The 25,419-nt window shown below is 43.8% G+C and carries 22 protein-coding genes; 12 read left to right on the top strand and 10 right to left on the bottom strand.

Annotation, left to right across the window (positions count from 1 at the left end; translation table 11 throughout):
- Window positions 1-165: 165 nt before the first annotated feature.
- From zwf to OCU30_RS13635, 4 genes are all read left to right on the top strand, one after another.
- On the top strand, window positions 166-1,668 hold the full coding sequence (gene zwf, locus OCU30_RS13650; protein WP_077314505.1) for a glucose-6-phosphate dehydrogenase: 1,503 nt from the start codon (window positions 166-168) through the stop codon (window positions 1,666-1,668).
- Entirely contained in the window at window positions 1,665-2,381 is a 717-nt protein-coding gene (gene pgl, locus OCU30_RS13645; RefSeq protein ID WP_077314506.1) for a 6-phosphogluconolactonase, read from the top strand. The genes zwf and pgl overlap by 4 nt, the downstream gene beginning before the upstream one ends.
- 12 nt (window positions 2,382-2,393) lie before the next feature.
- Window positions 2,394-3,842: a decarboxylating NADP(+)-dependent phosphogluconate dehydrogenase gene (gene gnd / locus OCU30_RS13640; protein WP_077314507.1), complete on the top strand. Its 1,449-nt coding sequence runs from the start codon at window positions 2,394-2,396 to the stop codon at window positions 3,840-3,842.
- Window positions 3,843-3,960: 118 nt separating this feature from the next.
- Entirely contained in the window at window positions 3,961-4,119 is a 159-nt protein-coding gene (locus OCU30_RS13635) for a hypothetical protein (RefSeq protein WP_159439132.1), read from the top strand.
- A gap of 65 nt (window positions 4,120-4,184) precedes the next feature.
- Here OCU30_RS13635 and OCU30_RS13630 read toward each other — a convergent pair whose 3' ends face one another.
- On the bottom strand, window positions 4,185-5,924 hold the full coding sequence (locus tag OCU30_RS13630) for a methyl-accepting chemotaxis protein (RefSeq protein ID WP_077314508.1): 1,740 nt from the start codon (window positions 5,922-5,924) through the stop codon (window positions 4,185-4,187).
- 400 nt (window positions 5,925-6,324) lie between these two features.
- Here OCU30_RS13630 and OCU30_RS13625 point away from each other — a divergent pair, with 400 nt between their 5' ends.
- Both OCU30_RS13625 and OCU30_RS13620 read left to right on the top strand, forming a co-directional pair.
- Window positions 6,325-7,239 carry a homocysteine S-methyltransferase family protein gene (locus tag OCU30_RS13625; RefSeq protein WP_205408803.1) on the top strand — a complete coding sequence of 305 codons (915 nt, stop codon included), beginning with the start codon at window positions 6,325-6,327 and terminating at the stop codon, window positions 7,237-7,239.
- 450 nt (window positions 7,240-7,689) lie between these two features.
- Entirely contained in the window at window positions 7,690-9,726 is a 2,037-nt protein-coding gene (locus OCU30_RS13620) for a methyl-accepting chemotaxis protein (RefSeq protein ID WP_077314509.1), read from the top strand.
- Between the two features lie 92 nt (window positions 9,727-9,818).
- Here the strand turns inward: OCU30_RS13620 and OCU30_RS13615 are convergent, their stop codons facing one another.
- A complete protein-coding gene (locus tag OCU30_RS13615) occupies window positions 9,819-10,280 on the bottom strand; it encodes a TetR/AcrR family transcriptional regulator (RefSeq protein WP_077314510.1) in 462 nt (153 codons plus the stop codon).
- 308 nt (window positions 10,281-10,588) lie between these two features.
- Between OCU30_RS13615 and OCU30_RS13610 the strand changes: the two genes are divergently transcribed.
- Both OCU30_RS13610 and OCU30_RS13605 read left to right on the top strand, forming a co-directional pair.
- Entirely contained in the window at window positions 10,589-10,891 is a 303-nt protein-coding gene (locus OCU30_RS13610) for a DUF406 family protein (protein ID WP_077314511.1), read from the top strand.
- Window positions 10,892-11,075: 184 nt separating this feature from the next.
- Window positions 11,076-11,657, top strand: coding sequence for a hypothetical protein (locus tag OCU30_RS13605; protein ID WP_420856690.1), 582 nt, complete (start codon window positions 11,076-11,078; stop codon window positions 11,655-11,657).
- Between the two features lie 200 nt (window positions 11,658-11,857).
- Here OCU30_RS13605 and OCU30_RS13600 read toward each other — a convergent pair whose 3' ends face one another.
- Entirely contained in the window at window positions 11,858-12,973 is a 1,116-nt protein-coding gene (locus tag OCU30_RS13600) for a 1-acyl-sn-glycerol-3-phosphate acyltransferase (RefSeq protein WP_077314513.1), read from the bottom strand.
- A gap of 195 nt (window positions 12,974-13,168) precedes the next feature.
- Here OCU30_RS13600 and OCU30_RS13595 point away from each other — a divergent pair, with 195 nt between their 5' ends.
- Window positions 13,169-13,777, top strand: a complete 609-nt coding sequence (locus tag OCU30_RS13595) for an AraC family transcriptional regulator (protein WP_077314514.1) — start codon at window positions 13,169-13,171, stop codon at window positions 13,775-13,777.
- Window positions 13,778-13,848: 71 nt separating this feature from the next.
- Here the strand turns inward: OCU30_RS13595 and OCU30_RS13590 are convergent, their stop codons facing one another.
- Entirely contained in the window at window positions 13,849-15,888 is a 2,040-nt protein-coding gene (locus OCU30_RS13590; RefSeq protein ID WP_159439133.1) for a methyl-accepting chemotaxis protein, read from the bottom strand.
- Window positions 15,889-16,107: 219 nt separating this feature from the next.
- On the opposite strand from OCU30_RS13590, the gene OCU30_RS13585 reads away from it, so the two are divergent.
- Window positions 16,108-16,485 (top strand): hypothetical protein, encoded by a 378-nt coding sequence (locus tag OCU30_RS13585; protein ID WP_139343486.1) that lies wholly within the window; start codon window positions 16,108-16,110, stop codon window positions 16,483-16,485.
- 78 nt (window positions 16,486-16,563) lie between these two features.
- Here the strand turns inward: OCU30_RS13585 and OCU30_RS13580 are convergent, their stop codons facing one another.
- The gene (locus OCU30_RS13580) at window positions 16,564-18,396 is read right to left on the bottom strand and encodes a hybrid-cluster NAD(P)-dependent oxidoreductase (protein ID WP_077314517.1); all 1,833 of its coding nucleotides are present in this window, start codon (window positions 18,394-18,396) and stop codon (window positions 16,564-16,566) included.
- Between the two features lie 233 nt (window positions 18,397-18,629).
- Here OCU30_RS13580 and pyrC point away from each other — a divergent pair, with 233 nt between their 5' ends.
- A complete protein-coding gene (gene pyrC, locus OCU30_RS13575) occupies window positions 18,630-19,664 on the top strand; it encodes a dihydroorotase (RefSeq protein WP_077314518.1) in 1,035 nt (344 codons plus the stop codon).
- Between the two features lie 90 nt (window positions 19,665-19,754).
- Here the strand turns inward: pyrC and OCU30_RS13570 are convergent, their stop codons facing one another.
- On the bottom strand, window positions 19,755-20,669 hold the full coding sequence (locus OCU30_RS13570) for a DUF808 domain-containing protein (RefSeq protein WP_077314519.1): 915 nt from the start codon (window positions 20,667-20,669) through the stop codon (window positions 19,755-19,757).
- Window positions 20,670-20,919: 250 nt separating this feature from the next.
- On the opposite strand from OCU30_RS13570, the gene OCU30_RS13565 reads away from it, so the two are divergent.
- A complete protein-coding gene (locus OCU30_RS13565; RefSeq protein ID WP_077315085.1) occupies window positions 20,920-23,274 on the top strand; it encodes a molybdopterin-dependent oxidoreductase in 2,355 nt (784 codons plus the stop codon).
- Between the two features lie 82 nt (window positions 23,275-23,356).
- On the opposite strand, the gene OCU30_RS13560 is transcribed toward OCU30_RS13565, so the two are convergent.
- From OCU30_RS13560 to OCU30_RS13545, 4 genes are all read right to left on the bottom strand, one after another.
- Window positions 23,357-23,734 carry a carboxymuconolactone decarboxylase family protein gene (locus OCU30_RS13560; RefSeq protein ID WP_077314520.1) on the bottom strand — a complete coding sequence of 126 codons (378 nt, stop codon included), beginning with the start codon at window positions 23,732-23,734 and terminating at the stop codon, window positions 23,357-23,359.
- A gap of 59 nt (window positions 23,735-23,793) precedes the next feature.
- Window positions 23,794-24,150, bottom strand: a complete 357-nt coding sequence (locus OCU30_RS13555; RefSeq protein WP_077314521.1) for a MerR family transcriptional regulator — start codon at window positions 24,148-24,150, stop codon at window positions 23,794-23,796.
- An 88-nt stretch (window positions 24,151-24,238) separates the two neighbouring features.
- The gene (locus tag OCU30_RS13550; RefSeq protein ID WP_077314522.1) at window positions 24,239-24,703 is read right to left on the bottom strand and encodes an acyltransferase; all 465 of its coding nucleotides are present in this window, start codon (window positions 24,701-24,703) and stop codon (window positions 24,239-24,241) included.
- Window positions 24,704-24,808: 105 nt separating this feature from the next.
- Complete coding sequence (locus tag OCU30_RS13545; RefSeq protein WP_077314523.1) at window positions 24,809-25,288, bottom strand: GNAT family N-acetyltransferase; 480 nt, start codon at window positions 25,286-25,288, stop codon at window positions 24,809-24,811.
- Window positions 25,289-25,419 lie beyond the last annotated feature (131 nt).

Raw genomic sequence — 25,419 nt, 5'->3', positions numbered from 1 at the left:
GTTTAGGTCTGTCTACTTTGGATTAAAGTCGGTAACGAAAACTCTGTTCATCAGAGTTTATTGGTTTTGCCTATATCATTGATAGAGACAGCCTACTTTAGCTTTGTGTATTGTGCTGCTACGTTGAAGCTCAATGCTTGATACCTCGTTTTTAAGGGAAAGATGATGGTAATACCAGATAACAGTAGCATCGTAATTTTTGGTGCCTCGGGAGATTTAACTTACCGGAAACTAATTCCGGCGCTTTATCACTTGTACGCGAGCAACCAACTTCCTGAATCCTTCGCAATTCTTGGAGTGAGCCGTACCGAATACAGTGACGAGTCATACCGAGAAAAATTGAAACGCTCCATGCAAGAGCTTGAAAAAACGGAGCCAGAGACGTTAGAAAAGTTTTGTGAACATATTCACTACCAATCACTTAATACATCAGAAGAACAAGAATACGCGAAACTAAAAGATCGCCTTGAAAGTCTCTCTGAGCATTATAAGTTTGAGCAAATCAATACGCTTTTCTACTTGGCCACACCTCCAAGCCTATATGGTGTCATTCCTGGTTGCCTAGCCGCGCATAACTTAAACGATGAATCCACAGGGTGGAAACGTATCATTGTTGAAAAACCATTCGGCTATGATCTTGAATCTGCTCAGTCACTCGATATTGAAATACATCGCCATTTCTCTGAAAGCCAAATCTACCGTATCGATCATTACCTAGGTAAAGAAACCGTACAGAACCTACTGGTACTGCGTTTTGCTAACGGTATGTTTGAACCACTGTGGAACCGTAATTTTATTGATTACGTTGAGATCACCGGCTCAGAGTTCTTAGGCGTTGAAGGTCGTGGTGGCTACTACGATAACTCAGGCGCGGTACGTGATATGTTCCAAAACCATTTGCTACAAGTCTTAGCAATGGTGACGATGGAGCCACCATCAGAAATCGATTCTAACTCCATTCGTAATGAAGTTAACAAAGTTCTTCAGAGCGTACAGCCACTGTCGGAACAAGATTTACGCACCAATCTAGTATTGGGGCAATACACTGAATCGAATGTTCGTGGTCAGTCCTTGAAAGGCTACCGTGAAGAAGAAGGTGTCGCTGAAGACTCTCGCACTGAGACGTACATGGCTCTGAAAATGTTTATCAACAACTGGCGTTGGAATGGTGTGCCTTTCTACGTGCGTTCAGGTAAGCGTTTACCGACTCGTGTGACTGAAGTAGCCATTCACTTCAAACGTACGCCACACCCAGCCTTTGATAAAACAGCACCAGAGAACAAACTGATCATCCGTATTCAGCCTGATGAAGGCATTTTGATGAACTTTGGTCTTAAAGAGCCGGGGGCAGGTTTCAAAGCAAAAGAAGTCGCGATGGACTTCCACTATGCCTCGTTAGAAGAAACCAAAATGCTAACGGCTTATGAGCGCCTTCTACTGGATTCACTCAATGGTGATGCAACTCTGTTTGCTCGTACCGATGCAGTTGAAGCATGTTGGAAGTTCGTTCAACCTATTCTTGACTTCAAACAAGACCCACAAGCGCTGTATGGATATGCTAGTGGTACGTGGGGACCTAAAGAAGCGGACGATTTACTTAAACGTGATGGTCGCGATTGGCGTTTCCCGTGTAAGAACTTAACTAATACGGATTATTGTGAATTATGATTAAACCAAGAATTTTTCCATCAGCCTCTCAGGTTGTCGAAAACCTCGCAGATACAATGAAAGCCTATAGTGAACAAGGCCAACCTGTTCACATCTCATTGTCTGGCGGTAGCACGCCTAAGATGTTGTTCAAATTGCTCGCAACAGACGCTTACGCAACCAGCATCCAATGGAAAAACCTGCATTTCTGGTGGGGTGATGAGCGTTGCGTGGCGCCTGATGACGCGGAAAGCAACTTTGGCGAAGCGAATACTTTGCTGTTTACCCAAGTTGATATTCCTGCTGAAAACATTCATCGCATTAAAGGCGAAGACGATCCAGAGCAAGAAGCGAATCGTTTTGCGAAAGAAATGGCGGATACCGTGCCAACAAAAGATGGCACTCCTGTCTTTGATTGGATCCTACTCGGCGTTGGTCCTGATGGACATACTGCTTCTTTGTTCCCGAATAAAACGGATTACAATGATGACGGTTTAGCGTGTGTAGCGAGCCATCCAGAATCTGGACAAAAACGCATTTCAAAAACAGCCAAAGTACTAGAAGCTGCAAAACGTATTAGCTACCTAGTTCTTGGCGCTGGTAAACAAGATATTGTGCAAGAAATTCATACTACTCCGTCTGCAGAACTTCCATATCCTGCGGCTAAAATCCAGTCAAAAATTGGAGATACGGAGTGGTTTTTAGATAGTGATGCAGCAGCAAAAATTGCGTGAGGAGAAACAAAAATGAAAGGTGATATCGGTGTAATTGGCCTAGCAGTGATGGGTCAAAACCTTATCCTAAACATGAATGACCATGGCTTTAAAGTGGTTGCGCATAACCGTACAGCTGCAAAAGTGGATGAATTCCTAGAAGGACCAGCAAAAGATACCAACATTGTTGGCGCGCATACACTTGAAGAGTTAGTAGACAAATTAGAAAAACCGCGCAAAGTGATGTTAATGGTACGTGCTGGCGCAGTCGTTGACACGTTTATCGATAACTTGGTTCCTCTATTGGACAAAGGCGACATCATCATTGATGGTGGTAATACGAACTACCCAGACACTAACCGTCGTGTTGCTTCTCTACGTGAGAAAGGCATCCACTTTATCGGTACTGGAGTTTCTGGTGGTGAAGAAGGCGCACGTTTCGGTCCTTCGATCATGCCAGGTGGCTCACCAGAAGCATGGGAAGCCGTGAAGCCTATCTTCCAAGGTATTTCAGCAAAAACAGACGCTGGTGAACCATGTTGTGATTGGGTTGGTAACGATGGTGCTGGTCACTTCGTAAAAATGGTTCATAACGGTATCGAATACGGTGACATGCAGTTGATCACTGAAGCATACCAATTCATGAAAGATGGTCTTGGCCTGAGCGGCGATGAAATGCAAGCCGTATTCGCTGACTGGAATAAAACCGAACTAGATAGCTACCTTGTGGAAATCACTGCCGACATCTTGGGTTACAAAGATGAGCAAGGCAACCCTCTGGTTGATAGCATCCTAGATACTGCTGGTCAAAAAGGTACTGGTAAGTGGACAGGCATCAACGCATTGGACATGGGCATCCCATTGACGCTAATTTCTGAGTCAGTATTCTCTCGTTGCCTATCTGCATTGAAAGATCAACGTGTGGCTGCCGAGAAACTGTTTGGTAGCAAAGACACTACCGTTGAAGGTGATAAGCAAGAGTGGATTGATGCACTACGTCAAGCCCTACTCGCGTCAAAAATCATCTCTTACACGCAAGGCTTTATGCTAATGCGTGAAGCGTCTAACGAAAATAACTGGGATCTAAACTACGGTAACGTGGCTCTTATGTGGCGTGGTGGCTGTATCATCCGTTCTGCATTCTTAGGTAACATTCGTGATGCGTACGCAAAAGATCCAGAACTGGCTTTCCTAGGCTCTGACGAGTACTTCAAAGGAATCTTAGATAACTGTTTAGCGGCATGGCGTAAAGTGGCAGCGAAATCGATGGAAGTCGGTATTCCAATGCCTTGTACTACTTCAGCACTTAGCTTCCTAGACGGTTACACCACAGCTCGTTTGCCAGCCAACTTGCTACAAGCTCAACGTGACTACTTCGGCGCACACACTTACGAGCGTCTCGATCGTCCACGTGGTGAGTTCTTCCACACTAACTGGACAGGTACAGGCGGCGATACTGCTTCTACTACCTACGACGTATAAACCTCTAATACTAGAGAGTCATTTTCTAGTTTAAACGGTAATATACAACCAAAGGAGGATGCTAAATTATTTAGCATCCTCTATTTTTTGTCTATCACCTTATTTGAGGATTCAGTCTATGACATTCAATTACTACTACGTAATCAAACCCTCAGCACTTAAAATGGCCAATACGCTTGCCCATAAATATAAAGTGCCAGACGATCCTCATCAAATACGCCAACACTGGGTTGCTCTTGCACAGCAACGAGGTGGACTTGGTACTTGTGAAGCCTAAGAGATAGACAAAAAAAGGAACGCAATAAGCGTTCCTTTTGATTCTTTGATACATTATTACGTTCGCTAGCGCACTTTAAATTGCGCTACAACACCAGACAAGTTTTGAGAAGTCCCACCTAAACTATCACTGATCGAATGCGTGCTAGAGGCATTCTCATTTAACTCCGTAATCAATTCCTGAATCTGTGCCATATTACGGCTAATTTCAGCAGTGACATGGCTTTGCTCTTCTGCGGAGGTGGCCATTAACGTATTCAAATCATTAATGTCCATGACCGATTGCGTCATGGTATTCAACGACTCCATCACTTGATTGGTATTATTCGCTGTCGCTTCACAACTGCTGCGTGTGGATTCCATTTTGACGACAACATCATCAGTTGTACCACGTAGCTGACTAAGCATGGTGTTGATTTTACCTGTACTATCTTGAGTCCGGCTGGCTAGGGCACGCACTTCGTCCGCCACTACAGCAAAACCTCGTCCCTGCTCCCCTGCACGTGCCGCTTCAATCGCAGCGTTAAGTGCCAGTAAATTAGTTTGGTCAGCAATGTCACCGATAACCTCAAGTACTTGCTCAATCTGTCGAGTGTCTGCGCTCATCGTCGCAATAGTCTCAGACATTCCTGTTACATCCGCTTCCAGTGCATTAACGCTGTCCACCGCTTGATTAATCACGACTTTCGATTCAGCAGCATAAGAACTCGTGGTCTCAGTTAATTTCGCCGCGTCAGTCGCACTCTGCGCAATAGACCCTGCTGTGGCATTCATTTCTTCAATTGCCGTGATCACCTGCTCGGTTTCTACTGTATGCGCGTCTAGCGCCGTCACATTCGCGCGAGCCTGTGTCCCTAATTGAGACACAGCATTATCAATATCCACTGACGATTTAGAAACATCAATAAACATCGTCTGTAACTGAGCAATGAATTGATTGATTGAGTCACTGATTTGACCGATTTCATCTTTTGATGCCACCTCGAGACGCTGGGTTAAATCCCCATTACCTTGTGATAGTTCAGCGACAACCGTTTTGAGTTGAAGCAACGGTTTAAAGGCCAAGGATAAAATAATCACACCAATACTTATCACAACAATTGCGCACACAATCAATGCAATAGTGATTTTCCAATTGAGCTTATTCGTATTGGCTTGAATTCGGTCGTTACTAATATAACCGTTCAACTCCCATGACTGTCCTGCCACATCAATCGGTAGACTGATTTTAGTGAGATCGCCCGGCTGTTTATTACTGAAAATAGGAATATTATTAGGGGAAATGAGCTCAACATAACTGCCTTCTCGAGCATAAGAGGTCAAAGTGCCTTGCAGCTTACTTAAATCTACCGTGAAAAAATCAAATGATTCATCTTCACGCAGGATAGAAATGGTTAACGTCGGTTTGTTACCTTCCATAGTAACAGGAGAGATTTTTATGGGTTGGGATTGGTTATCGGCAATCTTCACATACGGCGTTGCTTTATCGTCATCCATATTTCCGGCGGCGTCAAACGCATACCCATTGACCACTTTAATAACACGATAAAAGCCAGAGCTTTTTTGCGTCTCAGCAATATCCATCATGCTAAAATGCAACGTTTTTGCTAACTTAATTTTGGAATTTAGCTCATTGCCAATTTTTTTATTAACTAAGTTTATATTGTGTTTGATACTTTGTGTTTCCGTGCGCTCAATATAATGACTAATATAAAAATTAACACTGAGGTAAGAAACGAGAATAGTGATGAAGATAATGGCTACTATTACTGCTATTATTTTATTTTTAAACGAAAAATTTCGCATAACACCTTAGATCCTTCAAAGTGATTACTGGGATTTTCCCACATTTTTGTGACATCTGAATATAAATAACGGTCTATTATTCTAATTATCCATCGTATGCTATGCGAGCTTGCCAAGAGTTGCAAATCTTTAAAGCAAATAATTCACTTTGCAAAAAATCTTTTGATTGTAAAAATTCACTCCATATTATGGGGTGATAGCCACAAAATTTTTCTTTGAAAAATAGGTGAGCACGGTCACCAAAGATTGGGGATTCACCCTATCGACTCTTTATTATCTCGTATTATGGTGATTTACATTCAGTTATAGATTTAATGGTTGCATGTCAGCGTAATTCACTTTAAATTTATAGCCATCTAAACGTCTGTAATGACAATCAGGTTGAATCAGAGGAAGTAACATGTCAAAAAACAACATCAGTATTCTCGATGGCGGTATGAGTCGTGAGCTTGAAAAACTCGGCGCCCCGTTTCGTCAACCAGAATGGTCTGCTCTGGCACTGATTGAAACGCCAGATCTCGTGCGTGATGCGCATCAAGCCTTCATTAATGCTGGCTCTCAAGTTGTAACAACAAACAGCTATGCTCTTGTGCCTTTCCATATCGGCGAACAACGTTTTAAAGAAGAAGCTCAGCAGCTTGCCGCACGTTCTGGCGAAATGGCACGCCAAGCGGTCAACCACACTAATAACCAAGCACTCGTCGCAGGTTCGTTACCGCCGTTGTTTGGATCTTATCGTGCGGATCTGTTTCAAGCCGAGCATGTTGAAACGATTGCGACACCGTTAATCGAAGGCCTCGCACCTTATATTGATGTTTGGTTAAATGAAACACAAAGCTTGATTGCAGAGCCAAAAGCGATCAATTCATTATTGAAGAAACTGGGATATAGCGATAAACCACTCTGGGTAGCGTTTACCTTAGAAGATGAAGCTGAGACAGATATTCCGCGCTTACGCTCGGGAGAGAGTGTTGAAGAAGCCGTTATAGCGATGGCCAATGAAGGCGTGTCGGCTATCCTCTTTAACTGTTGTCAACCAGAAGTGATTAGTGCGGCTATTCGCATTTCGAAAGAAACCCTGCATCGTTTAGGCCAATCAGATATCCAATTAGGCGCTTACGCTAATGCCTTTGGGCCTCAGTCAAAAGACGCAGCCGCCAATGAAGAATTAGATGTGGTTCGTGACGATCTAACACCACCAGCGTATGTCAACTGGACACAGCAATGGGCCGATGATGGCGCAACGTTGCTCGGTGGCTGCTGTGGAATTGGGGTTGAACACATTGCCAAGCTAAAACAACACTTCGATAAATAGAACGTGTTACTCTACTGAGGTCAGGCGTTCCCTGGCCTCGTTATTTGTTCGAGTCGGTTATTGTTATATCGGAGCTGATAACCCGACGCTCGTATACTTTTATCCATCATTGTCTTACTCACCTCTCGTTACCAACCCCCACTCCTTGCCTCTGCGATCGTTATGCTTTTAACAAGTTTTGTCGATATTGATGCCACCACGCCAACTTAATACGTGTTGCATTCGTCTACCTATTTTTAACATTCTCCTGCCAAAACCTAGTTATTCTTCCCAAATAAATTAAGCCTTACTGTAATAATACTTAATAATGAGACACTTTTTAGTCATTTGTTATGCAATTTTTAGAATATAATTAATCGAAATCAAAGTTCTTATATGTCCTTTACGCTATTTTCCTTTCTGCCATGGGGCCAGCCCCCACACCATTAAAACAATTAGCAAGGATTGTGTATGTATCGCTTTTACCGAACGCAAAGTGTCGGATTTCAGCTCCGTTTAATTATATCGTTGTGCTTATTATGCGCGTTTTCGGCCATCGCGACTTGGGTGTATCAAGATGCTGATGAGTTACTATTAAAGTCGGTTCTAAGAGAACAACAATCTCGTATCGAGGCTCTCGCCGAAAGCTTGTCTGGTCAATTTGATGCTTATCTTACGACGAGTAAAAAATTAGAATCAACATTTCAAAATGGCTATTTGCATGGCTTATCAAGTAAGCAAGTACGGGTGTCGTTTCACGGTCATAATGTCTATGACCTCTCCATCGATGAACACAGCTTAATTGGTAACTATACGTTGGTTGACCGTTTTACTCGCGATACTGGCGCGATAGCAACAGTATTTGCACCTGTAGGACAAGACTGGCTCCGCGTGTCTACTTCATTGAAAAATCAAAACGGGCAACGTGCAGTCGGGACATTGTTGGGAACCGACCATCCGGCTTATAACAAGCTAATGAGCGGACAAAGCTACTACGCGGCCGTTTCATTATTTGGTCAGAAATACATCACCTACTATGCCCCTATGCGTAATTCACAAGGTCAAACGACCGCTATTATTTGCATTGGCTTGCCTATCGATACAGTGGCTCAGTCGATTTTCACTTCACTCAATAATATCAAATGGGGAAAAACGGGATATACGCTAGTTGTCGATGGCTCCGCACATAATCTGGGGCATTATTTATCGGCGCCAGCTTCTGCTCGCAGTGATACCCCTATCCAAGAATACATTGATTCAGATAATCACACGCCCTTTGCGAATATATTCTCACAAAGCAACGGGACGGTTGTCTTCCCTTATCAGCATGGCGAACAATCTGGGGAAAAATATCTCGTATATGCAGAGGTAAAAGGTTGGAACTGGAAGCTACTCGGCGGCACGTTCATTTCTGAGATTACCGAGGACAGCAATACCCTTCTGACGCACATTTTTATTGTTTCTCTGGTTGTCGGATTGCTCACTTTGTGTCTCATTTCTTGGTTTATCGTCAAATTAACGCGACCGCTTACTCGCGTTTCAGGATACATGGAACAACTAAAATCGGGCTATATCAGTTTGGATATTCATGCTCAAGATGAGGGGACTAAAAACGAAGTTGCGCGCCTGCATAATAATGTGACCGCCATGGCGACACGCCTACGTGAATTAGTCGAAGACATCAAACATACCAGTAGTGAAGTCAATAATAATGCCGACAATGTCGAAGCGGATGCTTCAGAAAACCTTAAGCATAGCCATGCTCAACAAGCTCAAGTGGAACAAATGGTGGCAGCAATAGAAGAAATGGCCACATCAGCTCAAGAAGTCGCCTCACAAGTCGAAAGTATCGCTGAAAATGTGCGTCAAGCGGATATCAATGCTCAATCTGGCTCACAAGTCGTTGATTCTGTTCACTCGGATATCACCGAATTAAATGAGCAACTAAGACAGTCGTCCCAAGCGATTGAACAAGTCAGCCTCGATAGCCAAAGCATTCAAACCGTGACGACTATGATTGATGGCATTGCGGAACAAACCAACTTATTAGCACTCAATGCCGCCATAGAGGCCGCGCGCGCAGGAGAACAAGGGCGAGGGTTTGCCGTTGTCGCTGATGAGGTGAGAACGCTGGCAAGCCGAACTCAAGAGTCAGTCAAAAATGTCGTTAGCATCATCGAGACATTAAATACTTCAACGCACCGAGCTGTCGCCTTAATGCACTCGAGCCAAGAAAGTGCGACTCGTGTACTTGCGTCGGCTGAGCAGGCAGGTGATGCATTATCGTTGATCACCACACAGGTCAATGATATTACCCAACAAGCCGATACGATTGCCGCAACTGCCGAGGAGCAAGCGAATGTCTCTCAAGAAATTGCAGTGAATGCATCAGAGATTAGTGATTTAAATCGAACCACGCATGCGATCAGTGAACAAACGACTGAGCGCGCCAAAATCCTTGCTGGGCAAGCGGCTCACTTGAATGAAAAAATGGATTACTTCCACTAGTTATCACGCCAAGTTAGCGAGGATAACGGTCGCAAACCTCGTGCAACGACAGCCAAACACAGTGTTTGGCTGTTTTTGTTCACTCGTACAGGTTAAGCGCTCATGGCCAGTAACGATTCGCCCATTAAGCATTTAACGTTTTCAATAGATGCATCACCAAAATGCTGTTTTGTCGTCGCAAATAGACGTTCTAGGGTTTCTTTACCAAAATGATATCCACGATCAGCAGAAACGATATGATGGAATACCAAGCGTAATAAGGCGATAAACTCTTCATTCATCAACGCTTCTTGCCAACTTTCCACAAATGTATCTAAACTGTGTGAAAAATCTAAATGGCTGACCATAATATTAAAAATACGATCGTCTAACGATGATGCGAAATCCGTTTTTTTAGGAAAGTGGTGACTAATGCCAGTACGTGAAATACCTGTTTGTTGGCTCAGCGTGGTATATGACATTTTGTCATAACCAAGTCTTATCAGTTGATCAACAACCGCATCCATAATCGTTTGAACGGTAACTTCCGTATCTTCTTTGCTACGCTTTGGCATTGTATAAGCTCTATTTGAATAATGATAAATGATGATCAGCTGACCAAGGAAACGGATTCCGTTTGTTACCCTCTTGGCTCCACTGATTCACTTCCGACGATGACAAATACTTGTGTGATTAACCACAATCAAGAGTGATGTTTTTGTCAATATATTCTCATTATTGATACTATAAGAAACTAATCCCTTATTAAAGAGTTATTTCTAAGTATATCCATTTAACTAGTTCATTCATTGCAGGTTTTACTGTTTGGCAATCGTCCAATACGAGAGTAAAATAACCTTGTTTTTTATGGGAGGATTGTGTCATGAGTACAGAAAATTATGTAGAAGAAGAAGTATGTGAAGCATGTGGTTGTGCCGGAGAAGTCGGCTATATCATTAATGAAGGCGACGAGATCGCTTCAGTTTCTGTATTTGCTAGCGACAAAGCGACACTGCAACAAGAGTTTGAAAAATACGTTTCATTAGCGAAAGAAGTCAATGAAAACGTGACTTATGAAATTGATCCCACTTCAAATAATGAGACCGAGCTGCACGCAAACTTCACTTTTGAAGTCAGTGCTGAAAAGATAATTTTTGAATTAAGATCACGTTCTTTGGTTCGTTAATCATTGTAACCAAACGTTGTGCATTATGGCTGATTGTCCCAAGCCTGGTCAGGTAGGTTCCGTCAGCTTATTTTTTCATACCTTCACTGACGCCACATTCCGCTTCATACGGTTTATTTGCTATCATTGAAGTATTAAATACGTTTGGGATGTACAGTCAATGCGACGACACCATATCATTCTCATGAGCCTATTATTGCTCGTTAGCTCTACTGTAACGTCACAAGTTTTAGATCGCTACCATATTCTCAATTATTTAGATAACTACGGTAACCTTGATCTACGTAACAAACCGTTTACGGCTTTACCTGCAGGTTTACTCCTCAAAGGTAACCTAAACATTGCAAAAACGCCGATGAAAACCCTACCTGAAGGACTCAACATACAAGGCAGTTTGGATGCATCTAACAGCGCTTTAATTAAAGTTCCTCGTAGCGTGGTGATCCGCGGTTACGCCAATTTTCTTGGTAGCCAGCTTCGCTCTTGGCCGCGCGGGATTAAAGTCGGCGGTTATCTTAATTTTACCGACACACCACTAGCAAAATTGCCTGCAAGACTCAGAGTGAAAGGGGATTTAAGTGTCATCCGTACCCCTATGACAGAGCTACCCAACGGTATTGTAGTGCAAGGTGATCTCTACATTGGTGGGTCAAAAATTACGGCCTTCCCAGATAAGATGACCGTTAATGGGAATATATTTTTAGGCGGAAATCGTATCAGTCATTGGCCAAAACAACTGACACTCGGCGGAGCGGTTGCGCCATAAGGTAGATAATTGTTGCCATTAGCCCAAGATATTTATCACGCCTTACCAGCAAAGTGAGCAATGACCACGCTAAATAGCTCGGCCGCATCAATAAAAAAAAGAGAAGCAATGCTTCTCTTTTTATTCTCTATTACTTATTCATATGCCAGCGTCACTGCCCTACACTCGCCCCTCCAGACCCGTTGATATCCATTCTGTCTTTACGAATGATTCTTACGGTTACGAACTGGGTTCGCATAACTATCAAGCAAGTAAGGGTGCGCTTCTTTAGGTAACTGCGCTAATTTCTTATCTAAAATCGCTTTGACGTCTTCAGGAACATCATCCCGCTGTGGATCGTTAGCCAAATAGTGAATAGGAAATAATTTATAATGTTCGTGTATCTGACGGTCAATTTCTTCTGCGAGTAGTTCCGGAGTATCACAATGCTGCTCAATCACATCACCAAAAGTCACATGCACACGACCTTTTTCTCCAATAATGCCCTGAATAATACTTTCAATATCTTCAAACTCACGTTTTTCATAGGCACCTGTTTCTGCCTTCTCATACAACTCACGTGCTTTCGATACGTCACATGGATCATACTCGTATGAAATAGAGACCGGCACAATTTTCAATAAGCGTGCGTAGTCACCAAAATCAATTTTTTGTTTACGCCCTTCCACATGGAACATTTTTAAAATCGCAGGATCGGTATAATCATTACCGTCTTTTGCACGCCCTTCCTTTTGCGCTATCCATACCGAATTGCTGGTATCAAGAGAATGCTTAATGTAGGACGACAATGTTGAGAGTGCTTTCATCATCTCACGCGGACCTTTCATCGAACGCTTAACAATAAAACTCTTATTGAGCCTCATAAGTTCAGTTGCACAAGGTTTGCTCAGTAAGTTGTCACCAATAGCAATGCGTACCGTGCGATGGCCATGAGAATATAAGCCATAGTTCACCAGTGCAGGATCCATGGCGATATCGCGATGGTTGGAAATGAACAAATAAGACGTTTCTTTATCTAACTTATCCAAACCACTGTATGTAACGCCTTCTGTGGTATGGCTTAACGTTAGATCCATGTACTTTTTCACTTCAAGTTGTATTGCTTCAACTGAAGTCAGTTTGGCCCATTTGAATTTCAAGTACATTTTTACCAATGGGCTCATCAAAGATTTCACCCAACTTGGCTGGCGTTCGAAACGATGCTGCAAAATTGCCGAGATAAACTCTTCATCGTTGATCAACCTGCTTAACGCAGCAGGAATTTCGTCATCATTGTAAGGACGAATATCAGAATATGGATCAGTGTTTGTTGTCATTGTTTTTTTACATCAAAGTTTTTTATAGCAAAAATAAATAAGCGGCCCAATTCTATCTACACTTGCTCGCTTTTATCGCTTGCACAAAGATAGAATTAAACAGGTCGTACCAAAAAGATAAGTTTCAATTCGTATCGAGTTGGTTTTTCTTTAAAGAAGCGGTACTCTAGCGGCCTTAGCACCACGAGGTACTCTATGAACTACGCGATTCAGTCTGACACTCGCCATTTCCCTATATTACACGTTACTGCACGTAAGCGAGCGAGCAAACACAGCTTAATTCACGTCCAACACGGCCTATTGCTTTGCCGTTTAGGCAAATATGATTACGCCATTGAAGCAGGGCAAAGCTTTTGGATACCGTTAGATTGCTTGTGTGCACTCACCTGTTTTCCGAACACAACGTATACACGTGTCGATTTTTCGGTCCGTCTACGCGATGAATTCCCCCGTCAAGCTGGTTATGTTAAACCGACTGACTTAAGCGCATCTGTTTTAGATAGGCTGCAACAGGTAGACCGTGATGACTCACTATTTGTTCCATTAACACAAATATTGAAAGCCGAAGTAACTCACTTGGTACCGCAATTATCACAGAGTCAATTAACCAACTCCATGTCAACTTGGACACCAGATTGCTTTACTGGCTTAACCCAAGAGCAGCATATGGTATTACTTGTCAGAGAAGCGATCAAACGAAAACAGTCAGGGCAATCAACAGAAGCGATAATACAAGACCTTTTTGGCGATAACCAAGACTTCGCCGATCAATGGATGCAAGTGATTGCTCAGCGACTTCTGTAAGAAAATGTGCCAAAAATCCCCTAAATAAAGAAAAAAAGCAGCATAATGCTGCTTTTTTCTTTTTATAAACATTAGGCTTTAGTGAGATCACTCAATGCTTGAGCAGTATCATGAATAACAGTCATATTTCGGCTGATTTCATGACAAGTCGAGCTTTGTTCATCAACCGCGGCTGCGACTCTAACCATATGCTCGCTAATTCGAGTAATTTGTTCAGTCACTTCTGACAAAGATTCGTCCGATCGCACCGTGACTTCTTTGCCTTTTTCTGCACGCGCCAATCCTTGAGAAACTAAGTTCACCGCATTATCAACATTCTTGCTCAATTGGTTAATGAGCGTTTGAATTTGCTCGGTTGAATTTTGTGTTTTCCCCGCTAAATTACGAACTTCATCCGCGACCACAGCAAAACCACGACCTTGCTCACCTGCTCGTGCAGCTTCAATTGCCGCATTCAACGCCAATAAATTCGTTTGTTCAGCAATAGCATTAATCACATTGATGATCTGCGTAATATCTTCACTACTGCTAGCGACTTTGCTTACCGCATCGCTGGTCTGAGATATTTCCTCCGCTAAAACGGTCGACTCTGACACTACATTCCCCAATAAAACTTTAACTTCCGAGACCGATACTACGGTTTCTTGAGCACTATCGGATGCAATTGTAGCAATGTTACTCACTTCACCAATGGTGGTATTCATGCCATCAACCGATGCGGAAACACTTTCGATTTCCCGATTCTGTGTTTCGGTACTGTCTTTGATACGCTGAGCTCGATTGAGCATATTCGCTTCGATCTCTTCACGTTTTTTTGCCATATCATTAAGCGCTTTGGTAACAGAATCGTGCTCGCTACGCGGTTCCAAATGAATGGAGAAGTCACCGCTGGCAATCGCATTACACATCCGATTAATGCCACTGTAAGAATCTAGTACCTCGGCTAAATTATTGACTAGCGTGTCGATTTCATCTTTGCATTGATCAATACGTTTCAATGTTAGATTGGTCACATCCCCTGCTGCAATCTTCTGTGCTTTATCCGTTAAGTTGTTCACTCGGTTACTAATCGAACGCACAAAATAGAATGACAATAATGCAATCAATACCGCTCCTGCGATAGCCATCGCCAATGTACGATAGATATTCTTATACAACGGTGCCATCAGGCTATCAACTTTCGTCACCTGAATCAGCATCCAATCTCCCTCTTCGATCGTCGACATGGTATAAAAAGCCTCAACATCATTAACTGGATCTTGAGCAACTTTCAGCGAACTCTTGTGTTCATGATCACGGGGAGTCGCAATCCAATCAGAGAGAATCGTGTTATAAGGTGTATCTTGAATCGCTTTTGTCTTCAATCCTTCATCTAGCGTTGCAGTAATGACCTTGTTTTCACGGCTCAAGAGAATATAGTCATTACCCGATTCAGCTTTTAAGCGATCCAATAAATCACCGATGTACGCTAATCCACGATCCACGCCCGCAATACCGACAAATTTTCCGTCTATCACAATCGGATAAACCTGTTCGACCAGCATGGTTCCTTCGTAATTATACGGCTCGGTAATCAATCCTTGCGCTTTACCACTTTTCAAAAACCGTTGCTTAAGGCCGTTATAATATAAGCCTGTCTCCATTAACGTCAGAGGGGCAACTTGCAAGGAATCTTTGTCGCGGTACCAATATGGAATAAACCGGCCTTGTTCACTTTGTCCAGCCGCAACTTGAGTATTATCTCGGTACTGCGCATCATTGCCATCACCGTTTGGTTCATAACCAAAATACGAACCTGTATAAATAGGGTTATTTTTCAAAACATTACGCGCATAAGCACTGGATGCTTCGCGTTGGCCATACAAGCCTGAACTTTGTGATTCAGCCATTACTTTGGCAGTTTGTACCGCTAATCGGTTATCCATCAAAAGCATTTGTGCGGTACTGTTAGCGTCACTCATTAAAGAGTTTTTAGCACGTTCCTTTGCAATATTTAACTCATTCACCGCATTGATCCATATAACCGCAAACACAATTAGAATGGTTGGAACCACCCAAAATAATAATAAGCGACCTTTTAACTGGCTAAGAAAACGGGGTGAATTAGACATAGGCAACGACCTCTCAAGTATCAGTACATAGCGATATTTACTATGGTGACAAAAGTATAGAAACATCATTTGTATTCAGGAGCTAAATATGCATGTCTAATATCACAATTTTGGCACTAAATATTATTTGATTACATGAGAATTCGTCGTCACAGCAGTGGCAACTATAGCGTTATGCTCTAGACTTACAGTCTGATATCTTTGAATAAGTTGATAAAAATGACAATTAACAAGCTCCGCCTCTGCGGAACTACTTTCATCGCCTTACTGCTAATGGGGATGTCCTCGTTTGCCAATGCCAATAACTGGTATTCTGAACGCGATGATTTTCAGCACACAGGGGCTTCGTTTGTCATTGGGGCAGCGTCAGAAGTTTACTTTGATAACTTACTCTATAGTAACGCGACATGTATGGCGGTTGGCGTGGCAAAAGAAGTACGTGATGAAATTGCTTACAATGGATTCAGTCGCAGCGATATTGGCTACGACTTGGTGGGATGTGTCACAGGAACCGTGCTATCGCGGTTTGTAATGCGTGGGTTGTCTCTGTCTGCAAGTAGTGATCGGTTATCGCTAAATTATCAATTGGAATTTTAGAGGCACATAAGCCAAACGACTTATATGCCTCGATTCTTTGAACCAAAGCGGAGCCTTAGATACGCTCACGCCTACGCTTTACTCAGCGACGACAATAACGTCAGTTTTCGGTACACAACAACACGCTAATGCCATACCCTGCTGACGTTCTTCTTCGCTTAAGGCAGGCGCTTCAGGCTGCGCGACTTCACCCGATTTAACATGCACGAGACAAGCCCCACAAGTACCAGCACGGCAGCTATAATCCAAAAACAATCCAGCACCTTCCGCTTGATCTAACAGCGTTTGCTGATTATTGCCTGATATTTGTTGCTGGTTAATCGTTAATGTCAGTTCTTGAAACGGCTCTGCGACTTTTTTTACTACACCAAACGACTCTTGGTGATATGCGCTTTCAGGTAAACCTTTTTTCACGAGTAAGTGATGGGCTTTTTGCATAAACCCTTCTGGTCCGCACACATACACTTGGCGCTTGGTAAGATAATGAATTGGCTTAATATGAGACAGAGATAAGCGGCCTTTCAGGCCATGCCAATCCGCATCCGGCTGAGTTAAACAGAGTTGTACCGTTAACCCAGGGTGCAGCTGATTGAGTTCGCCAAGTTCATCAAAACATGGGATATCAGCTTTGCTGCGGCATTGATGGAAAAACACCACATCGTTCAATTGATTACGATCCGCCAAATACCGGACGATAGACAACATTGGCGTCACGCCACTGCCCGCTGACAACAGCAGTAATGGCTGTGTGAGCGATGCGTCTTTAGGCAAATGGAAGCTACCTTCAGGCTCCCCAGCAACTAACGTGTCTCCGACATGCAAATGGTCCATGAGCCAATTCGATACCCGCCCCCCTTCCACACGTTTGACAGAAATAGCCAATCGTTCTGGACGTGTTGGACTTGAAGACAACGAATAATGGCGTGTCACTGTTTTACCATCAATATGCAGCTCAATCGGTAATGATTGCCCTGGATGATAATGAAAGGTTTTGCCACTCTTAGGCTGAAGCCAAAAGGTAACAAAATCTTGGGCCATCGTTTCACGTGCCACGCATGTCATTTTGTGTTTGCCGATATTATGATCGGCATAGCTCATGGGTTCGTGGTACTCCAACACCTCTATCTCATCATCAAGGCTTATCATACCTTCATTCAACGCAACTAAATTTTGCCCAAAATCAACGCCACCATTTGCATTCTCACGAAAGCTTAATAAGGTTTTTAGCGGCTCTTTACTAGCGCGAAACTGGCCGTTCTTGGTATCCACCGTCGTCATTACGCAGCGTTCACACGGTTTTACCGATAAAAACTCCACATCACCAATACGAATTCGCTTCCAACTGTCTTCAATAAATGGCGTCGTGCCTGCCACCACCAGATTGGTTCGAAATTGAGTCATATCGTGAATGTCTGAACTGCGTCGATTAAGTTCATCGAGCGACCCTTGACTGATCACTAATAGTGGATAGCCATCAGCAAAACTCACGTTGTGACCGATCTTCTGGCGAAAACGTTGCGATTGCTCCCCAGTAAATAATAACTGTACCGGCTGACCCAACACTTCGCTGAACCATTGATTGGCCTGCTCATTAGTCGAATAAGCCGTAAATGTATCTTTCCATACGTTAGTACTTACTTCGTTATAGTCTAACTCTTGATAACGGATTGTTAGCGGGCGCGCAACCAAATTTGGTGCTGAAAAGAGTAAGCCATCGGGCAGTAACGCAGAACGCACTGTGACCATTTGGGGATGACGGCGCGCGGTTAACATACCGCCATCTGGATATGCCAGCATAAAACGCCGATCGAAACTGAGCCCTTGTTTCTCTACCCAAGCCTGAGACATGGTGATTCCGCCGACAGATTTTACTGGGAATACATTAATATGAGAAAGCTTGTTGGTGGGCATTATTCGTCCTTTTTATGCGGGTTTATCAGTATCATAAGATAAAGTACACTGAGTTGCACTAGGAGGATGGTGTAAAAGCTGCGCGACGAAACTCGGCGAAAAAAGCCAAAATTAATCAGTGCAATCGTTTTCGCTTTCCTCTATCATCCTGTCGCCTAAGCCTTACTGTTTTCCGAAAAACACTTAAATCTTAGGCTCCACATTGCTAATTTTTATTGCTGCAGGGAGCTATTATGACAACACTTACGATTACCCGTCCTGACGACTGGCATGTTCACCTCCGTGATGGAGAGGTGCTAAGCGATACCGTGCGCGATATCAGCCGCTACAATGGACGTGGATTAATCATGCCCAACTTGGTTCCCCCTGTTATCAACATCGAGCGAGCACAAGCCTACTACGACCGTATTATGGCACAAAGCCCTGCCAATTCTTTTACCCCGTTAATGACGCTTTATCTGACCGATAACACGACCCCAGAAGATATTTACGCTGCAAAATCCTCTGGTTTGGTTGTTGCGTGTAAGCTCTACCCTGCTGGCGCAACGACGAACTCTGATTCTGGCGTTACGTCGGTTAAGAATATTTATCCGGTATTAGAAGCCATGCAAGACGCTGGGTTATTACTGTTGATCCACGGTGAAGTCACGCATAATGAGATTGATATTTTCGATCGCGAAAAAGCTTTTCTAGACAACGTCATGACCCCACTGGTACAAGACTTCCCGCACTTATCGATTGTCATGGAACACATCACCACTGCAGATGCCGTCGAATTTGTGAAGCACGCCGGTGACAATGTTGCTGCCACCATCACTGCCCATCACTTATTATTTAACCGCAATCATATGTTAGTCGGTGGCATTCGTCCGCATTTTTATTGTCTGCCAATACTTAAACGCGCGACGCACCAAGATGCACTGATTCATGCCGCGACCTCGGGGAGTAAGAAATTTTTCTTAGGCACCGATTCGGCGCCGCATGCAAAAGGTCTTAAAGAGAGTGCCTGTGGATGTGCCGGTTTATATACCGCTCATGCCGCACTTGAAATGTATGCCGAAGTATTTGAGAAAGCAGGAAAACTTGAAAATCTAGAAGCGTTTGCCAGTCATAATGGTGCAGATTTTTATGGACTACCTCGTAACCAAGATACCGTAACGTTAGAGAAAAAACCTTGGACCGTGCCGACTGAAATGCAATTTGGCGCCAGTGTCGTGGTGCCGATGCGCGCCGGAGAAACCGTGCAGTGGACAGTCACTACCGACTAAGTGACACTTACCGCCGTAAATGATGTTGACACATAGACAAAGCGCGCCCTTAGGCGCGCTTTGTCGTATTGGAACATTAAGATTCCACGCCTATCCGCGCAATTTGTGATATCCGCTCAGGATAGCCACCAGCACTAATCCAGCAATCAGTCCAACTATGCCATTTAATAGCGGCATGGCCAACATCGTGCCAAAGGCTGTGCTTTGCTGCGCGCCAAGCAGCGCCTCAAAACTATGATGAAAAAGTGGGATATTATGCACGATAATCCCTCCTCCCACTAAAAACATCGCTAGGGTGCCAATGACCGTTAAAAACTTCATTAATTTAGGGGCAAAGCTGATTAAACCGCTGCCAAGTAAAGCAAACAAACCTTTATCTTTTGAACGCTTTTTTAGATAAAAACCAACATCATCTAACCTGACAATGACGGCGACTAAGCCATAAACGCCAATCGTCATTAAAATGGCAACAAAACTGACCACAAAAATACGATCAAACAGCGTGCCTTCGCCTTGTACGGTCCCGAGTGCAATCACAATGATTTCTGCCGATAAAATAAAGTCGGTCCGAATTGCACCTTTGATTTTCTGTTGCTCATAGCGCTCTAGATCAACCTGAGAGGCGTGCGCTTTCTTTTTCGCCTCAGGAGAACTCTGCTTTTTATGTTCAGGGCCAAATCGCTCAACGATCTTTTCTGCCCCTTCAAAACTCAAATAAAAGCCGCCTAACATCAGCAATGGCATTAGAAGCCACGGCACAAACGCGCTGATCAGCATTGCCAATGGCACTAATATACATTTATTGCGAAAAGATCCTTTCGCGACGCTCCATACCACGGGCAATTCACGTTTAGCCCCAACTCCCGTGACTTGTTCAGCATTTAGCGCCAAATCATCGCCAAGTAAACCTGTGGTTTTCTTAGCGGCGACTTTGGACATTACCGCCACATCGTCAAGCACTGTCGAAATATCATCTAATAATGTCAGTAAACTTGCACCTGCCATACTGGCTCCTGCTTGATAAGTAAAACGTGTTATTGAGAGTAGTGAGCGATCACTCTACTCGAATATTTTATACTATAACATACTGACGTCTGATACGAATAAAGTGACATTGTAACAAATATCATACTATAACAACATTGCAGCTGAATAAGTCAATCGCACTAGAATACAGTGACATATCTTGACGGCTCTACTGCAATCGATGATGATTGGACGCTATATAAGGAAACCGTCTCGGAGAATGGTATTAATGCCAAATAATGATAATCAGCAAGATCAAACCACCACGTATACCGCTGCGCATTGGGGCTTATACGAAATTTCTCATGGTATGACAGAAGCCATGACCATCTCGCCTTATCGTCATGACCCAAACCCTTCTGATATCGGTCGTTATTTGAATCATCCTCATGTTGAGGCGTTGCGAGTGCAAAAACCAGCCATTCGTAAAGGCTGGTTAGACAAACAGCAGGGTAACACTGCCGCCCCGCGTGGCGGCGACCAATACATTGAAGTTTCATGGGAAACCGCATTAGATTATGCCGCTGGAGCCCTGCGCAAAGTTAAACAGCAACACGGTAATCAAGCCATCTTCGGGGGCTCTTATGGTTGGTCGAGCGCTGGACGTTTTCATCATTCACAAAGCCAAGTGCACCGTTTTCTCAATAGTTTCGGCGGCTACGTACGCAGTAAAAACTCATACAGCCTTGGGGCTGCGGGCGCTTTGATGCATTGGCTTGTGATGCCGATGAAAGATCTGATGGAAAATCATACCGATTGGCAAACCATGGAAAAGCATTGCGAATTATTTTTGTCTTTTGGCGGCTCAAAGTATCAAAACGCGCAAGTCTCTACTGGTGGAACCGCCGAGCACCGTGCGCGCGGTGGCTTGAATGCAATGCACAAAGCCGGTGTACGTTTCATTAACGTCAGTCCCGTATCTGATGATATTGAAACAGGCGGCAATGTGGAGTGGCTTGCCATCAAACCCAACACTGATACCGCGCTCATCCTCGCCTTGGCCTACACGCTGCAAAAAAACGGTTTACACGATCACGCCTTTCTTGAACGTTATTGTGTCGGCTATTCACAATTTGAGCGCTATTTAACCGGCGAGACCGATGGGCAGCCGAAAGACGCTCAATGGGCAGCAGCCATCACAGGCCTTCCCTCACAGCGCATCGAACAGCTAGCCATAGAATTGTCGTCGCATCGCACAATGATCAATATGGCATGGTCACTGCAACGCGCCGATCATGGCGAACAGCCGTGTTTTGCGCTGATTACATTGGCTGCCATGCTCGGCCAAATTGGGCTACCCGGTGGCGGTTTTGCCTTTTGTTACGGAGCAGAAAACTTACTAGGTAGTCCGCACAAGCATGTGTTTGGCCCAACATTTTCGCAAGGCAAAAACGCAGTTGAGCATTTTATTCCTGTCGCGCGCATTGCCGATATGTTACTCAATCCTGGGGAAAGTTTTACCTATGAAGGGCAAACCTACCAGTATCAGGATATTCGGCTAATTTATTGGGCTGGCGGTAACCCATTCCATCACCATCAAGATCTCAAACGATTATCCGAAGCATGGCAGCACCCAGAAACCATCATTACTAATGAACAATATTGGACCCCCTCTGCCAAAATGGCCGATATCGTTTTCCCAGCCACCACCACTTTAGAGCGCAATGATATTTTCTACGCCAAACGTGAGCCGATTATTGCCGCGATGAAACAAGCGAAATTGCCCGAAGGCGAAGCGTGGGATGATTATGCTATTTTTGCCGCATTATCAGAGCGACTAGGTATTGCCGATCATTTTACGGAAGGCAAAAACGCCGACGAGTGGTTAGAACATTTATATACCAATTGGCGTCAAGCACTGAAGGAAAAAGAAGGATTTGAATTACCGGATTTTGCAACGTTCTGGCGTGAAAATGAAGCGAACATGCCACAATCGAACGAACCCGTTATCATGCTCGAAGCGTTTCGACGCGACCCAGAGGCTAACCCTTTAACCACCCCCTCGGGTAAAATAGAGCTTTTCTCTCAATCGATTGCCGATTTTGGCTTAGATGATTGCCCGGGATACGCATGCTGGATTGAGCCCCATGAATGGTTAGGAAGCCCGAAAGCGCAGCAATTCCCATTACACTTAATTTCCGATCAGCCAAAGAACAAGTTGCATAGTCAGCTCGACCATAGCCCACACAGCCGCAAAGATCGCATTCATGGCCGCGAGCCCGTATATATCAATACACAAGATGCCAAGCGGCGCGGACTTCACTATGGCGATCTAGTACAGGTTTTCAATGAACGCGGGCGTTGCCTTGCCAGCGCTGTACCCAGTGAAACTGTGCGTGAAGGCGTGGTCAGACTCGCCACCGGCGCATGGTATGATCCCCAGCATTGGCAAAATGACCAAGGTGGATTACTGGAAAAGCACGGTAACCCGAATGCGTTAACCGCCGATGTGCCAACGTCGAGTTTTTCTCAAGGAAGCACAGCGCAAACCTGTCTTGTTGACATACAAGCATGGTCTGGAGAGTCACTCGCGGTCACCGCCTTTGACCTTCCATCATTGACCACTGACAACCATAACGTTTAACGGTTAAACTCTTAACGCTCAGCCGACTCCAGCCACCTCACCGTCAGATAGGCTGAGCGTTCCCATCATTATTAACGAAAAGTTATGCGGCTCTTTCTGCGAGTACGTCTTTAAACGCAAACATACCATTTAAAGCCGCGGGGAAACCGGCATAAACGGCCATTTGCAGTATGACTTCCTTGAGCTCTTCTTCGCTACAACCGACATTGAGCGCGGCATGCAAATGAACCTTAAGTTGTGGAGAGCAATTGCCTAAAGCGGTTAACGCAGCGACAGTCGCGATTTCGCGAGACTTGAGATCCAGACCGGACCTTGCATAAATATCACCAAAAGGAAACTCGATGGTATATTTAGCTAAGTCAGGGCAAATATCTTGTAAGCTTGCAATAACATTGTGGCCTGCTTCGCCATCAATACTATTGAGTAGCTCTAAACCGGTATCAAAACGTGATTTTTCCAAGGGAGTGCTCCTTTATGTGTCAGTACATAAAGAGCATACATGTTAGAGCTGACTCTAAGTCAATGCACTTTGCCATTTTTATATAGGTCAATTTTTTCTTCTAAAGCAGCAAGATGAGATTGTTGCTCAGCAATTCGCAGACTCAAATTTGCTTTGTGTTGTTCTAGTAGCGCTTGCCGCGCTAATATCGATTCTGAACCGCGCTGGCGTAAATCGGCATAGATTAAAATATTTTCTAGCGGCATCCCTGTATCTTTTAAACGTTTTACAAATTCAATCCATACTCGATCGTGCGATGAATAGACTCGATGCCCACTGCTATTTCGTTGAATATTTCTCAGCAATCCTATTTTTTCATAATAGCGCAGCGTATGAGCCGATAGCCCAACTAAGTTTGAGAAGTCCTTCATATTCATTATTGTTGCCTCCGAGGGGGAACCTCTCTAAAAATGTAAGCCACTGACTTTACTCTACAAATTAAATGCCCAGCTGAAAACCGCTAATTCAAGGCAAATCTCGTAACTTTTTGGCTGGATTGCCTGCGTATACGCCTTTCTTCGTTATGTCTTTGGTGACTACACTGCCCGCACCAATAACAACGCCACTGCATATCGTCACAGGCAATATCGTGGCATTTGAGCCGATAGTCACATCGTTATTAATCACCGTACGCCCCCAATTGTCTGGGTTTGGATCAGGCCGACCATGTTTAAACAGATCATTCGCAAACATCACCCCATGACCAATAAAACAGTCACTGCCAATATAAACATATTCACACACAAACGTGTGCGACTGAATTTTTGTTCGCTCACCAACCACCGTATTTTTCTGAATTTCAACAAATGGCCCTACAAATACGTCCTGTTTTAGCTCACAACCATAGATATTAGCTGGCTCGACAATCGTCACATTATCACCACACATGATGTCCCTAATTTGAGCCTTTAAAACTCGTGGACTCGCCATATCCCCTCCAAATAATATGAGTAATTCGTAGATAACCTTGTTAACTTTCATGCATACGTAAGGTTAAATTCCCTTTATTCCCCCAAATACATCACTCTTGATCACTTATCGTTTCTCAATGCTTTTCGACATATTGAACCCGGTGATGGCAAAGCCGACTTCTTTGTATAAACTTAACGCTCTTTCATTATGGTACGCCACTCGCAACTTTATTTGCTTGATGCCCTCTAATTGAAGTTGCTTCTCCAACTCGGCTAAAGCTAATCGCCCCAGTCCTCGGCTACGATGCTCTGCAAATATAAAAAAGTCATAGATAAACGTCGAGTTGTCACTATGATTCACAGAGTGCCATAGATAACCGACTAATTGGATTTCCCCAGCAATTTCAGCATCAATACAGAATAAACAATGATTTTTTTCTTCCAAACCATTCGGGAAAAAACGCTGCAAATCTTGTTCGGCAAGTTCAAGAGCCACGTTCATTGCATGACCATAGTTCTGCGCAATTTCACGACTATAATCATCAATAAAATACTGACAATAAGCAGGGTATTCTTGCTGTCGCATGTTTCTAAGTACAACCATATCTCGTCCTTGTTGCATATTTATACGACCAATCACATAAGTGCGTTTGTATTATAAGACGTCGTCAATATTTGTGAAATACATCCTCGACTGTTACCGCACTCCTCAATTATGATACCGGTTACATTATA

Source organism: Vibrio palustris, assembly GCF_024346995.1.
Lineage (GTDB): Bacteria > Pseudomonadota > Gammaproteobacteria > Enterobacterales > Vibrionaceae > Vibrio > Vibrio palustris.
Note: the sequence above shows the minus strand (reverse complement) of the source record. Positions and strands in the feature narration are given on the sequence as shown.